This is a genomic window from Agrilactobacillus fermenti (assembly GCF_021030645.1).
GTDB classification, from domain to species: Bacteria; Bacillota; Bacilli; order Lactobacillales; family Lactobacillaceae; genus Agrilactobacillus; species Agrilactobacillus fermenti.
The window spans coordinates 1-13191 of sequence record NZ_JACGCJ010000029.1; the positions used below are offsets into that span (position 1 = coordinate 1).

Genomic DNA, 13191 nt, shown 5'->3' on the forward strand with positions numbered 1-13191 from the left:
CATGTATGTTTGGGTTTTAGTGCGACTATAACACCATGATGAAATAAATAATTCCAATGACTGATCGTTGTCGCTTTGATACCAAACTCCCGTTCAATAGAATTGGCCGATCGGCCGTTTTTAAGTAAGCCAATGAAATGAAGTTTTTCATCAATAGAATATCTGGAACCTTTTCGGCCCATAAAAAATACTCCTTCCTAAGCAAACAGGTTTTAATTATTTACCTGTCTACTTAAGTAGGAGTATAGCCTCCACACATGACATGATATGGATTATATAAGCACAACAAAACAGTATGATAACAAATTTAAATAAAGAAGTCTTGTTTAAACGGAGGTGCTCTTTTTCCTGTTCAAGATTTTAGGACGTTTGGTAAAATCTTGAACAGGACTTTTATGGTTTGTTGTTGCTCAAGGCCAACTAGCTCTACTATTTTTCGTAAACGCATTCTAAAAGCGACTGCTTCTAGCCCATTGTAAAATCTCTGGTGTGGTTGATGGTAATAATTGTGTTATTTACCATTCGCGCTCCGAAACTACCCAAACTAACTCGCGCTCTTATTTATTGATCATCAATGGGACGCCGCCGGTCGCAATGGTTACAACGACAAAGATGACGAAGATACCTAAGGCCCATTTACCGGCTTCTTTTTGCCAAGCACCCATTTCTAGGTCAGTCAAACGGAGTAAGAGGTAAATGAAGGCAACTAGTGGACTTAATAAATGGAAAGCTTGGCCCATTAAGGAAGCCAGGCCCATTTGCATTGGTGTGAAGCCATAAGTATAGCCAGTTTGCGCCAGTACAGGCAGTACGCCGAAGTAAAAGGCGTCGTTGGAGAGGAAGAAAACACCAGGGGCGGAAATAAAGGCAACCACTAGACCCCAGAACCGACCCAGACTGTCAGGGATGATACTGCCTAAACTTTGGGCAATGGCTGTAGCCATTCCGGAGCCTGTGAGTAAGCCCATGAAGATGCCGGCCGCAAAAATCAAGATCACGACTTGAACAGCGTCACCAGCGTGATCTTCAATGCGTTCCCGCTGCTGTTTCATCGAACGATAGTTGAGTAATAAGGCTAGCGCTGTTCCGACGATGAATAGGAAAGGCGATGGGAAAGTCCCCATGACCAGTAAGGCAATTAACAATACCGTTAAAATCGCATTGGGCCAGATCATTTTTGGCCGCCGTAATTCCAGGACTTCAGGATCTTTAACAACAGTTAATTCTGTGATTTCTGCTTGGGTCAGATCTACGATACCTAGACGTTTACGTTCTTTACGCCCTAAATAGGCAGCGACAAATAGCATATAAATGAAAGCAATAACCATACCTGGTGCGATCGAACGTAAAACCACGCTTTCATCGATTTTCAAAACAGAGATGGCCCGAGCGGTTGGTCCGCCCCAAGGCAACAGATTCATGATGGTATTTTGCAAAATGATCAAAACACCGAGATTCATCATTTTCATGTCCAGTTTTTTATAAATTGGAATAAACGCCGAACAACAGATCAAAGTTGTCGTCGTGCCGTCCCCGTTTAGTGAAACGATTCCGGCAATCAACGCTGTACCGACGAGAATCTTGACGGGATCACCTTTGGCTACTTTGATGACAAAGGCAGTGACTGGGTCGAACAAACCAGCATCAAGCATAATTGAGAAATAAAGGATGGCGAATAATAGCATGACACCTGTGATGGAAACACTCTCAAGTCCTTTGAGTGCCCATTGACCAATTTTAGGTGGGTATAAGCCAAATGCAAGACCTAAAATCGTAAAAATCAATGGAATTGAAATTAAGGCCGTAAATGGTGACAGCCATTTTTTCATGATCAAAATCATGAAGACGATCACCATGGCATAACCGAGTAGTGCAAGCATGTTTGTATCCTCCTTTGAAAGGGCTTTTATAAGTTGATTATATATTTAGTTTCGAAATTCACAATCGTTTTTAAATCAAAAGAACATATAAAAAACACTTAATAATGATAAAATAGAATTTTTTGAAAACGTTTGTTACATTGTATAAGCCATATATGTGTTTGTTTACAAATAAAATAAAACAGGATAATGAATTTTGAACACCCAAAGAACACGTAAAATATATCAACACAAATATAAAAGATTTATAATAAAAGCAACTTGAAGATTATGAAAGGAGTGTGCACATGTTTGGTTGGTTATTCCATCATAAAGAAAATGCATCAGCACCACCTGTCGTGACTGATAAGCCGGAAACTACTGATTCAATCGGGTTACCAATATCAACAACAGAGCAGAAAATTGTGACACTGATCAGCGCCGTCATTGCCGCCAAGGATTATCCCAATTCAATTTTTAAAGTGAATAAAATCACAAAAATTAAAAATCGTACTGGCTTACCAATGACAATTCCTGAAAAAGATCGCGTGGCTGTTATCGCCAGTGCCATTTTAGCGGGTGATCAAAAAAGTAGTCAGTTTCAGGTGAAATCAATCATAAAACTCAGCTAAGGAGAGATGAACGCATGCTTAGAAAATTTCGTATCAAAATAGATGGCAATGAATATGAAGTAGAGATGGAAGAATTAACCCCTACACCACAGCCACAAGGCAGTCAAACACTGACTCAAAGCCAACCAATACAGTCAGAGACGCCAAAGGCAGCCCCCCAAGCACAGCCGGTGCAACCCAAGCCAGCTGCCAGTCCAAGTACAGCTAGCGGCAGCGTGCAAGTTACCGCACCGATGCCGGGGAATATTATTGGTATCAATGTTAAAGTCGGCGATGCTGTGGCCGAGAATCAGCCAATACTGATTTTAGAAGCGATGAAAATGGAAAATGAGATCGTAGCCCCACAAGCCGGTACGATCACCAGCATTGATGTGGTCAAAAATGATGTGGTCAATACGGGCGATGTGCTGGTAACGATCGATTAAGGATAGGAGATGACTTTATGGAGACCCTTATTCAGGGCATGACTGCTATCACGATCCAACAAGTGATCATGATGATCATTGGGGCCATTTTAATGTATCTGGGCATCAAGAAGAATTACGAACCAACACTACTGGTACCGATGGGCTTGGGCACGATTTTAGTAAATTTCCCGATGACCGGTGTTTTGACGCAAACCATCAATGGTCAAAAAACTGAAGGCGTGTTAGATGTTTTGTTCAATGCTGGTATCAGTACAGAATTATTTCCCTTACTCATTTTTATCGGCATCGGGGCTATGATCGATTTTGGCCCCTTACTATCGAATCCATTCATGCTATTATTCGGTGCTGCTGCTCAATTTGGTATCTTTTTCACCGTCATCGTTGCCGCTTTCTTTGGCTTTGACATTAAAGAAGCCGCTTCCATTGGCATCATCGGTGCCGCTGATGGGCCAACGAGTATTTTTGTTTCGAACCAGTTGGCGCCGAATTTGTTAGGGCCAATTGCAATTGCCGCCTATTCTTACATGGCCTTGGTGCCAATTATTCAGCCCATGGCCATCAAGCTAGTCACGACTAAGCATGAACGGCGCATTCGCATGTCTTATCAAGCTGAAGCCGTTTCAAAACAGACGCGAATTTTGTTTCCAATTATTATTACTTTGATTGCCGGGTTTGTCGCACCAGTTTCCTTGCCCTTAGTAGGGTTTTTAATGTTTGGCAATCTATTGCGGGAGTGTGGCGTGCTGGATCGGTTAAGCAATACCGCGCAAAACGAACTAGTCAATATTGTTTCAATTTTGTTGGGATTAACGATTTCTGTCAAAATGACGGCCAATGAATTTTTAAATATCCAAACCCTGATGATTATTGCCTTTGGGCTAGTTGCATTCATTATGGACAGCATTGGCGGTGTGTTATTTGCCAAATTGTTGAATTTGTTTAGAAAGCAAAAAATCAATCCAATGATTGGTGCTGCTGGAATCTCTGCCTTTCCCATGTCCAGTCGGGTGATCCAACAAATGGCTCAAGCCGAAGACAAACAGAATTTTGTTTTGATGTACGCTGTGGGCGCTAATGTTTCCGGTCAAATTGGGTCAGTTATCGCTGGCGGGCTACTATTGGCATTCTTTAGTTAGGAGGTAAATGATGAACGAAACTGTAATTCAAGGCTTTGAGCTCATGCTTTTTGGAATGGCGGGTATTTTTATCGTCCTATTCTTAATTTATCTCGTCTGTATCATCTTGAATCGCATATTCTCGGTTAAGAAGTGAATCATATGACGACGATCAGGGAAATTTACCATGATGGTTTTGACTTATATGAGCCTGCTTGGCAGTCTCTATTACAAACAGCTGGTCTGACCAGCGATGATCCTGTAACACGAACATTTGGTTTATTTGATAACGATCAATTGGTTGGGACTGTGGGACATCTAGGACCAATTATCAAGCAGGTTGCTATTTTACCAAATTATCAAGGCGGGGCGGCATTTAACGAGCTGCTATCTTATATGATGAACTACTTGGCAGAGCAACAAATATTTCACTATTTTGTTTATACCACGCCGACACATCAAGCAGCTTTTGAGCATTTGGGGTTTAGTCTGATTGCTCAAACAGATGAGGTCGTATTACTAGAGCAGGGCCTAGGTAATTTTGAACGCTATTTACAGCGATTAAAAGCCAAACTACATCCAGGACCTACAGCTGCCATCGTGATGAATGCGAACCCATTTACGTTGGGGCATCAGTTCTTGATTCAACAGGCAGCCCAGGAAAATCAACAAGTCCTGGTTTTGGTAGTTGCCACAGAGGCTTCACTTTTTACCTATCAAGAACGCTTAGCCTTGGTTCAAGCCGGAACTAGGGTGCTCACTAATGTCACCATTGCGTCAACTGAGAATTATTTAGTTTCGGCGGCGACTTTTCCAACGTATTTCTTAAAAGAACGGGCACCGTTAAAAGTGGCTGCAGTGCAAGCCAGACTGGATGCAACGATTTTTAAGCACTACATTCAGGCGCTCAACATCAACAAACGCTATGTGGGTGAGGAACCAGAATCGCCAGTGACGCAAATTTATAATACGACCATGCAGGCGACTTTTGGCACTGAGATCCAGCTGATCATCAGGCCAAGGCAGCGTAACGGGACAGAAATAATCAGTGCTTCAAAAGTTCGGCAAGCGATTCAGGCTGGGGACTTAACCAAGGTGCAAACACTAGTGCCGCCATCAACAGCACATTACATTCAAGCCCATTTAACTGACTTACAACATAGAAGGGAAGATTTTCAATGAGATTGCAACATCAAGCCATTGCTGGTACGACAGAGTCATCGGATATTCAAATTATGATCGAACCTAATGTTGAAAATGAAATCGCTATCAACTTGGACAGCAGTGTTCAATTCCAATTTGGCAAGCAAATCAAACAAGTGATCCAGGACACGTTAACAAAATTAGGTGTGACTAGCGCTAATATTAAGGCGATTGATCGCGGCGCTTTAGACTGTACGGTTAAAGCACGGACGTTGACGGCTATTTATCGGGCCGCTGATGTGACTGATGAAATTGATTGGCAGGTGATCGACTGATGCAACGCTTACGAACAACCATGATGTTTTTACCGGGTATGAACCCAGCTATGTTAAGAGATGCTGGTATTTACGGAGCCGATGCCTTGATGTTTGATCTAGAAGATGCGGTATCACCCGCGCAAAAAGATGCAGCCCGTTTCTTAGTGCATGAAGCATTACGCACACTTGATTATGGTTCAGCAGAAACGGTCGTACGCATCAACGAACTGGAAACCCATGGTCGGCAAGATATTTTTGCCATGGTAGATGCAGGGGCACAAGTCATTCGTTTACCAAAGACCGAAACACCCCAAGATATTATTGATGTAGCCCAAGTGATCAGCACAGCTGAAACCCGTTTAGGTAAACCGGCTGGCAGCACCAAGATGATGGCTGCTATCGAAAGCGCTGAAGGTGTCCTGAATGCCCGAGAAATTGCTAAAGCTAGTGATCGTCTGGTGGGCATTGCGTTAGGTGCTGAGGACTATGTGACGAACTTACAGACAAAACGCTATCCAGATGGGCAAGAGTTAGCTTTTGGCCGCGCCATGATTTTACACGCGGCTCGCGCTGCGGGCATCGATGCCATCGACACCGTTTACTCTGATGTGGAAAATGAAGCTGGTTTCCGTGCCGAGGTCGCTTTGATCAAAGAATTGGGCTTTAATGGCAAGTCAGTCATAAATCCGCGTCAAATTCCAATCGTTAAAGAAATCTTTGCCCCAACTCAAGTGGAGATCTATCAAGCTAGTCGGGTGATCAAAGGTCTAGAAGAAGCTAAGGCTAAAGGATCCGGGGTTATTTCTGTGGATGGCAAAATGGTGGATAAGCCTATTGTTGAGCGGGCGCAACGGGTCATGCAATTAGCAGCTGCATCAGGTTTGGTCAAGCAAGGGGGTAACAACTAATGGTTAAAAATACAATTGGCCGCGAGATTCCAACTGAATTTGCCGATAAATACGGGGTGTTTAAAGGGGCTTGGGCCAAAAAGTCAGCTTATCAGACTGCGGCTGCGCAAGTCCATCCAGTTCAGCCGACGGATAGTAAATTGGTGGCCTCCATTCACGACGTCATTGAGAAAGTTGGCTTAAAAGATGGTATGACGATCTCATTTCATCATCATTTTCGTGAAGGCGACTATGTCATGAACTTGGTGTTGGCTGAGATTGCTAAAATGGGCATCAAAAATCTCTCGATTGCACCTAGCTCTATTGCCAACGTCCATGAACCTTTAATTGACTATATTAAATCTGGTGTGGTAACCAATATCACGAGTAGTGGGCTGCGGGATAAAGTTGGTGCGGCTATTTCGTCAGGCATCATGAAAAATCCCGTTGTTATTCGTTCTCACGGCGGTCGCGCTCGCGCTATCAAAGCGGGGGATATTCATATTGATGTGGCTTTTATTGGGGCGCCATCTACTGATGAATATGGGAATATCAACGGTTATCATGGCAATGCCATTTGTGGCTCACTGGGATATGCCCAAGTGGATGCCAAATATGCGGATCGTGTGGTCGCCATCACCGATAATCTCGTCCCGTATCCCAATACACCCATCAGTATTCCCCAAACCGATGTGGATTATATTGTCCAAGTCGACAAAATTGGTGATCCTGATGGCATTGCACGTGGGGCGACGCGGTTTACTAAGAATCCTAAAGAACTAATTATTGCGGAATATGCGGCTAAGCTGATTGAATATTCCCGCTACTTCAAAGATGGCTTTTCGTTCCAAACCGGTTCTGGTGGGGCTTCTTTAGCGGTCACGCGATTTTTGAAAGCGGCGATGCTGAAGCACAAAATCAAAGCCAGCTTTGCCATTGGCGGCATTACGCAGCCTATGGTGGAATTGCTAGAAGAAGGACTGGTTAACAAATTATTAGATGTCCAGGATTTTGACAAACGTTCGGCCGACTCCATTCGTGAGAATGAAAATCATTATGAGATCGATGCTGAAATGTATGCTTCTCCGTTTGCGAAAGGGGCTGTAGTCAACCAAGTTGATGTGGCCGTCTTGTCTGCTTTGGAGATCGATACACAGTTTAACGTGAACGTTATGACTGGTTCAGATGGTGTCATTCGTGGGGCTTCCGGGGGCCACTGCGATACCGCCGCCGCATCAAAAATGACAGTCGTGGTGGCACCTTTGATTCGGGGAAGAATACCGACAATTGTGGATCAAGTCAATACTGTGATCACACCGGGCGAATCGATTGATGTGGTAGTTACAGAGTATGGTATTGCCATCAATCCTAAACGTAAAGATTTGATTGATGCCCTGCAAAATTTAGATGTGCCACAGTTGACGATCGAAGCGCTAAAGGCCAAAGCTTATGCCATTGTGGGTACGCCGCAGTCAATTGTTTACACGGATCAGGTAGTTGCTTTGATTGAATATCGCGACGGCTCTTTGATCGATGTGGTCCGCAAACCAGGTGAGATCGATGAGTGATGTTTTTGCACAAGGACAATTGGTTACTTTGCCGGAAATGCTGGCTGCTCGTGAAGCATTAGTGCAACAACAGCGCACTTTATTACAGCAAGGGATTCAAACCGTGATTTCTTTTAAATTAAATATTCCTGGGCCAATCAAACAAAATGCGGCACTGGATCGGATCTTTGATTATTACTTGGCGCAACTGCAACGAGTTTTAACTCAAGCAAAATTGCCTTTTGGTTTGGCAACAAAGGCCAATGTGGCAACAGGTAGTTATGCATTGTTGACTGTGGCAGCTGACCCTCTCGTAGTTAAACGTCAGACCTGTTTGTTGGAACAAATGGATCCTTTAGCCCGTTTATGTGACTTTGATGTTTTATATTTAAAGGATCAGCAGGTACACAGCGTTCATCGCACTAGATTAGGACTGAAGCCAAGAACGTGTTTGCTCTGTGGGCAAGAGGCCAAGCTATGTGCTCGCAGTCGTACGCATAGCGTTGCCGAAATGCAAGTAAAAATCTCACAGCTCTATGACCAATTTTTAAAGCAGAATAAAGGATGTGCGTAAATTTGGGCAGAGAAATTAAATTTATGGAAACCGTGTTGCGTGATGGTCATCAAAGTTTAGCGGCTACGAGAATGGCCACTGCACAGATGTTACCGATCGTGGAGAAATTAGACCAAGCCGGTTATTACGGGTTGGAGGTTTGGGGTGGCGCAACTTTTGATGCTGCCTTACGTTACTTGCATGAGGATCCTTGGGAACGACTACGCCAAATTCGCCGGCGGGTGCATCACACTAAACTATATATGTTATTGCGGGGGCAGAACTTATTAGGCTACCGCAATTATGCCGATGATTTTGTGAAATTGTTTGTCCAAAAGTCAGTTGAAAATGGCATCGATGTGATTCGAATTTTTGATGCTTTGAATGATCCACGTAATCTAAAAGTAGCCATTGAAACGACTAAGACATACGGCGGTGAAGCGCAAGCAGCAATTTCTTATACCACTAGTGCCGTGCATAATAATCAGTATTTTTTGAAATTAGCGAAGCAATATGCCGACTTAGGGGCTGATTCCATCGCCATCAAAGATATGGCTGGAATTCTAACGCCAGGAAATGCTTATGAATTAGTCAGTATGATCAAAGATGCCGTCGATCTACCTTTGCAAGTGCATACTCATGCTACCAGTGGCATTGCCACGATGACTTATTTGAAAGCTGTTGAAGCTGGCGCCGATATTATTGACACGGCGATTTCACCTTTTGCCGGCGGAACAAGCCAGCCAGCCACCGAATCTATGGCCGTTAGTCTTAAAAGTCTAGGTTATGGCGTTGGCCTGGATTTGGATACTTTGAATGAGATAGCGGACTACTTTGAACCAATCCGAGCGGAATTCTTAGACAAGGGGATTTTAAAGCCTAAAATTTTAGAGATTGCGCCTAAGTCGTTAAGTTATCAAGTGCCCGGTGGAATGCTGAGCAACTTGCTTTCGCAATTAACGGAACAACACCAAGCCGATAAGTTCGAGGCCGTTCTAAAAGAAGTGCCAAAAGTACGCCAAGATTTGGGCTATCCACCACTTGTGACACCACTAAGTCAGATGGTAGGCACACAAGCTGTGATGAACGTGCTCACACAGGAACGCTATAAATTAGTACCAAAAGAAATTCAGGAATATGTGCATGGCTTTTATGGCCGCCCACCAGCACCCATTGATTCTGGGGTCCAACATAAGATTATTGGTGACGATCCTGTGATCACCCAACGGCCGGCAGATCGCTTAAAACCAGAACTGCCAGAAATAAGAAAAGCTGCGCAAGCATTTGCAGATTCTGAGGAGGACGTGCTCAGCTTTGGCCTATTCCCACAATCAGCCAAGCCATTTTTAATGAAGCGCAAAGATCCCTTCTATGATATTCCAGTACAAGAAGTCACCGTCACAACTGATTTTTAAGCAGAGCGCGAAAATCATTGGGTAGTTTTCGAGTACCAACCTAGACTTACGTGGTGGGGAAATTTTCCCACCAGAAAGTCGATGCCCTTTGGAACGCATTTAAACAGAAGCTGGGTATAATAAAAAAGAGATGAATACAAAACTAACATTTTGTTTCGTCTCTTTTTCCATGACCATTATTGCATTAAAGCAAGGACATCAGCTAATGTTTCCTGAATTTCAGGTGTTGGCGGTAATTCTTGGTGTGCGAGTAAATAATCGAAAGTACCAACTAATAATGACGTTAACAAAGTCAGCTCAAAGGTATTTGGTTCTTTTGCTAATAAAGTACGTAAGTTTTGTTCTAAGACTCGCTTTAGCTCAGTATCAAAATTGGTACGATCTAGTTGAATTGTACGCAAAGTGATGATCTTATCGCGATGTGCGAGTAAAGTATGCTCAATATCTGGTGTGATCAGCGCCGTAATATTTAAAAAAGAATGGTGCTGTGTTTGCTTCAAACTGACCCGTTTTTGCCAGAGATCATTATAAGTCCTCATAAAATCAGCAATCATTTTTTCAGCCAGGTCATATTTATCTTGATAGTGTTTGTAAAAAGTTTGGCGATTGATCATTGCTTGGTCTGCAATGTCAATGACAGTTAATTTATTGAAACCTTTACGCTGCACGAGTTTGATGAAAGCCTGCTGAATTGCCTGTTGCGTACGTTGTTTTCTTAAATCCGCCATATTGCCGATCATCCTCTCTAACAAAGCATTATCAGCAATATTTTGATAACTGTCAACTAGAGTGACAGATGTCTAAAAAGTGTCTTCTAGGTTAACGTTGGGCTGCGTTTTGTCTATGTCTTTTCTGAAAAATCTCTTCTATGCTTAATTTGCTTGATAAAAGGAGGAGATTTAGGTCATGTTTGAAGTTATTCGCAGCAAACATTATTGGTTAGTTCTTATGTTAATTGCAGTCATTATTGGTATTTTTTCGTTTGCATTAATTGGTGTGCGCAATACGACGAAAGTTCGTCAGATTCCAGTGGCATTGATCAATCAAGATAAAGGTGCCTTCAGCCGTAAAGTGGTGCGGCAATTACGACACCGGTTTCGCGGGCATGATGCAAAGATTAAATGGGTTAAGGCTAAGAAGCAAGGCTTGAACAACCAAAAGTATTATGCGGCCGTCACGATTCGACCGGGTTTTTCTCAAGCAATTGCCAAACAAAATCAACGAGTCAAGGCTCAAATCGTGGCTGAAAAGTTGACACAATTGCAGCGGACAAACCAGTTACCAGTGGCTGCTAACCAGCAATTGATTCAAGCTCAAGCCAGTGCCCAAGGATCAGTGCCGCAAGCTAAAATCAAGATTGCCATTAATCAAGGAATGAATGCACAGGTTGCCCAATTATTGACTCAAGCTTTACCAAAGCTTTCAGCGCAACTGACGCAACAATTGACGCAGAAACGGCAAAAGCTGCTCACGCAAAACCAGGTCCAATTATCAGCCTCAGCTTGGCGGCAATTATCGCAACCAATCAGTACATCTGTGCACACTGATAATAAAATCCGTAAAAATACGATTAGTGGGATGGCCCCAATGCTTTTAGTTGCGTTAGCTTGGTTTAGCGCGCTGATTGCTTCAGTATTATTGTGGCGCGAACATTATCGACGTAACGGTTCTAAGGCATTAACCGGAAAAGCTGTTACGAGTCAGCTGCTGACAGGTATCGTCGCTAGTGTCTTTCTTGCCAGTATTGGCTATCTATTTGTAGCTGGCTGTTTCAAACTTAATGTGCCGGATCCGTTTAATTTCATTGGGCTAATGTCAGTCAGCATTTTCGTTTTCTACCTGATAACGACTTGTATCTTGGATTGGTTCGGATTATATGGCTGGCCAATTGTCTTATTGGTTTGGTTCTTCGCCATTGGGGTGTTATCGTATGCACCGGAAATGTTAAGTACGTTTGCCCGTAATGGCATTTATAACTGGGTACCGATGCGGTTTAGCATGCAAGCTATTACAAATACGCTCTATTTCCATGGGGGTTCAGCCACAACGGCCAGCGCACTGAGCGTCCTAACCATCTTTGGGACCGTTGCAGCGGTTTTGATGTACGGCTCAGGGTATTGCAAACGATTTGTTTTAGCACGAATCAAATAAATGGCGTTTATGATAAGAAACTAGAATTCTAAAAAAAGAGACAGGTGGCTGAGGCAAAATATAATGTTTTGTTTTCAGCCACCTGTTAATTACGGTTATTTGTTGTTTAAACGTGTTCCAAAAGGCAATGTCCTCACTTAACTACGAATCACTCAAATGGTGGGCTTTCCCATTTGAGTGATTCTTGTTAGTGCTCGGTCACTGCCCACCTTTTGTCTCACTCTCAGTCACTTTTTGCGATAATCCGCTGCTGCTGCTGTTCGAACTTTGATGATAGCATCCAAAGTACCATGATATTTGACTGGAAAAAGAGTCATCAAATCGGTTAGTTTTTTGATTATTATTTGACCTTTATGTATATCGCCAAAATAAAGTTCCCAAATGGCAAGCCAAAGTTGTTGTGTGATGCGGCCATCCCAGGTTAGTTTTTGAATATCGATCGTATTAAAATCACTTTTGAGATGTTTTGCGGCTGTATACCGATGCTGATTCAATAGAACTTGGAATTGGGTGCCGTAAAATTCTACCAGTAGGTCGGTCACGTGAAAATAATCATTTGGCTGTTTTAAATACTGTTGGGCATTGTCTTGCATGCGCTGTTTAATTTTTTCAATATCGATCAATGGCATAGTGTTATTAGGGAGAGAAAGTGGTAATAGTAAATGCGCTAAACGCATTTCATTTAGAGTCCAATTCTTTTCGGTTAGCAAGTGGTCCAATAATAAGTGCATATGTTTTGATAAAGGAAATTGTTTTTGATCGTAAGCGGCAATTAGAATTTCTGCATAAGCAATCGGCCATTTTAGTTGGTCGGTTTGACTTTGCTTTTGGATCACAAGCCAATGATGTAAGGCCAAAAAATTATGGGTCTGATACCAGGCGTCGATTTTAGCGTAAGCTTGTTGGTTTTTGGTCAGTTGATGATGATTGTGAATGAACTGAAATTCATCTGGTGTAACATCTAAATTTACTAAGATAGCTAAGAATTTTTCGGCATCAATACTGTGTTCACCTTGCTCTAACCGATGGGCAAAGGAACGTGAGATGATGCCTTGATAGACCTCTTTTTGACTTAGCCCTTTGATTTGTCGAATGTATTTGATTGTTGGTCCCAACTGGGTCATGATAACCTCCTTTAATTTGC

At 42.8% G+C, this 13191-nt stretch carries 15 protein-coding genes; 11 read left to right on the plus strand and 4 right to left on the minus strand.

The features are described 5' to 3' along the window. The coding region (locus tag FHQ08_RS10085; RefSeq protein ID WP_230914291.1) for a helix-turn-helix domain-containing protein at positions 1-182 on the minus strand (182 nt) is incomplete at its 3' end. 375 nt (positions 183-557) lie between these two features. Next, positions 558-1880 (minus strand): CitMHS family transporter, encoded by a 1323-nt coding sequence (locus FHQ08_RS10090; RefSeq protein WP_230914292.1) that lies wholly within the window; start codon positions 1878-1880, stop codon positions 558-560. A 287-nt stretch (positions 1881-2167) separates the two neighbouring features. Here FHQ08_RS10090 and FHQ08_RS10095 point away from each other — a divergent pair, with 287 nt between their 5' ends. The 10 genes from FHQ08_RS10095 to FHQ08_RS10135 are packed head-to-tail and all read left to right on the plus strand — an operon-like array spanning position 2168 to position 9896. After that, complete coding sequence (locus FHQ08_RS10095) at positions 2168-2491, plus strand: hypothetical protein (RefSeq protein WP_230914293.1); 324 nt, start codon at positions 2168-2170, stop codon at positions 2489-2491. Positions 2492-2505: 14 nt separating this feature from the next. Beyond that, the gene (locus tag FHQ08_RS10100; RefSeq protein ID WP_230914294.1) at positions 2506-2916 is read left to right on the plus strand and encodes a biotin/lipoyl-containing protein; all 411 of its coding nucleotides are present in this window, start codon (positions 2506-2508) and stop codon (positions 2914-2916) included. A 17-nt stretch (positions 2917-2933) separates the two neighbouring features. Further along, positions 2934-4055 (plus strand): sodium ion-translocating decarboxylase subunit beta, encoded by a 1122-nt coding sequence (locus FHQ08_RS10105; protein WP_230914295.1) that lies wholly within the window; start codon positions 2934-2936, stop codon positions 4053-4055. Between the two features lie 10 nt (positions 4056-4065). Then, a complete protein-coding gene (locus FHQ08_RS13025) occupies positions 4066-4191 on the plus strand; it encodes an OadG-related small transporter subunit (protein ID WP_269073934.1) in 126 nt (41 codons plus the stop codon). A gap of 5 nt (positions 4192-4196) precedes the next feature. Further along, positions 4197-5216: a [citrate (pro-3S)-lyase] ligase gene (gene citC, locus FHQ08_RS10110; protein WP_230914296.1), complete on the plus strand. Its 1020-nt coding sequence runs from the start codon at positions 4197-4199 to the stop codon at positions 5214-5216. Continuing rightward, positions 5213-5512, plus strand: coding sequence for a citrate lyase acyl carrier protein (gene citD, locus FHQ08_RS10115; protein ID WP_230914297.1), 300 nt, complete (start codon positions 5213-5215; stop codon positions 5510-5512). Before citC ends, citD begins: the two co-directional genes overlap by 4 nt. Then, positions 5512-6402, plus strand: coding sequence for an aldolase/citrate lyase family protein (locus tag FHQ08_RS10120; RefSeq protein ID WP_230914298.1), 891 nt, complete (start codon positions 5512-5514; stop codon positions 6400-6402). Before citD ends, FHQ08_RS10120 begins: the two co-directional genes overlap by 1 nt. Next, complete coding sequence (gene citF, locus FHQ08_RS10125) at positions 6402-7949, plus strand: citrate lyase subunit alpha (RefSeq protein ID WP_230914299.1); 1548 nt, start codon at positions 6402-6404, stop codon at positions 7947-7949. Before FHQ08_RS10120 ends, citF begins: the two co-directional genes overlap by 1 nt. Then, entirely contained in the window at positions 7942-8502 is a 561-nt protein-coding gene (gene citX, locus FHQ08_RS10130; RefSeq protein WP_230914300.1) for a citrate lyase holo-[acyl-carrier protein] synthase, read from the plus strand. Before citF ends, citX begins: the two co-directional genes overlap by 8 nt. 2 nt (positions 8503-8504) lie before the next feature. Then, the gene (locus FHQ08_RS10135; protein ID WP_230914301.1) at positions 8505-9896 is read left to right on the plus strand and encodes an oxaloacetate decarboxylase subunit alpha; all 1392 of its coding nucleotides are present in this window, start codon (positions 8505-8507) and stop codon (positions 9894-9896) included. Positions 9897-10072: 176 nt separating this feature from the next. On the opposite strand, the gene FHQ08_RS10140 is transcribed toward FHQ08_RS10135, so the two are convergent. Beyond that, on the minus strand, positions 10073-10624 hold the full coding sequence (locus FHQ08_RS10140; RefSeq protein WP_230914302.1) for a TetR/AcrR family transcriptional regulator: 552 nt from the start codon (positions 10622-10624) through the stop codon (positions 10073-10075). A gap of 178 nt (positions 10625-10802) precedes the next feature. On the opposite strand from FHQ08_RS10140, the gene FHQ08_RS10145 reads away from it, so the two are divergent. Beyond that, entirely contained in the window at positions 10803-12047 is a 1245-nt protein-coding gene (locus FHQ08_RS10145; RefSeq protein ID WP_230914303.1) for a YhgE/Pip domain-containing protein, read from the plus strand. A 227-nt stretch (positions 12048-12274) separates the two neighbouring features. Here FHQ08_RS10145 and FHQ08_RS10150 read toward each other — a convergent pair whose 3' ends face one another. Further along, positions 12275-13171, minus strand: coding sequence for a helix-turn-helix domain-containing protein (locus tag FHQ08_RS10150; protein WP_230914304.1), 897 nt, complete (start codon positions 13169-13171; stop codon positions 12275-12277). Positions 13172-13191 lie beyond the last annotated feature (20 nt).

Coding starts and splice junctions, on each gene's coding strand:
- FHQ08_RS10100 (WP_230914294.1), top strand. CDS start 2,506: ATGCTTAGAAAATTTCGTATCAAAATAGATGGCAATGAATATGAAGTA.
- FHQ08_RS10145 (WP_230914303.1), top strand. CDS start 10,803: ATGTTTGAAGTTATTCGCAGCAAACATTATTGGTTAGTTCTTATGTTA.
- FHQ08_RS10150 (WP_230914304.1), bottom strand. CDS start 13,171: ATGACCCAGTTGGGACCAACAATCAAATACATTCGACAAATCAAAGGG.
- FHQ08_RS10090 (WP_230914292.1), bottom strand. CDS start 1,880: ATGCTTGCACTACTCGGTTATGCCATGGTGATCGTCTTCATGATTTTG.
- FHQ08_RS10120 (WP_230914298.1), top strand. CDS start 5,512: ATGCAACGCTTACGAACAACCATGATGTTTTTACCGGGTATGAACCCA.
- FHQ08_RS13025 (WP_269073934.1), top strand. CDS start 4,066: ATGAACGAAACTGTAATTCAAGGCTTTGAGCTCATGCTTTTTGGAATG.
- citX (WP_230914300.1), top strand. CDS start 7,942: ATGAGTGATGTTTTTGCACAAGGACAATTGGTTACTTTGCCGGAAATG.
- citD (WP_230914297.1), top strand. CDS start 5,213: ATGAGATTGCAACATCAAGCCATTGCTGGTACGACAGAGTCATCGGAT.
- citF (WP_230914299.1), top strand. CDS start 6,402: ATGGTTAAAAATACAATTGGCCGCGAGATTCCAACTGAATTTGCCGAT.
- FHQ08_RS10105 (WP_230914295.1), top strand. CDS start 2,934: ATGGAGACCCTTATTCAGGGCATGACTGCTATCACGATCCAACAAGTG.
- FHQ08_RS10095 (WP_230914293.1), top strand. CDS start 2,168: ATGTTTGGTTGGTTATTCCATCATAAAGAAAATGCATCAGCACCACCT.
- citC (WP_230914296.1), top strand. CDS start 4,197: ATGACGACGATCAGGGAAATTTACCATGATGGTTTTGACTTATATGAG.
- FHQ08_RS10140 (WP_230914302.1), bottom strand. CDS start 10,624: ATGGCGGATTTAAGAAAACAACGTACGCAACAGGCAATTCAGCAGGCT.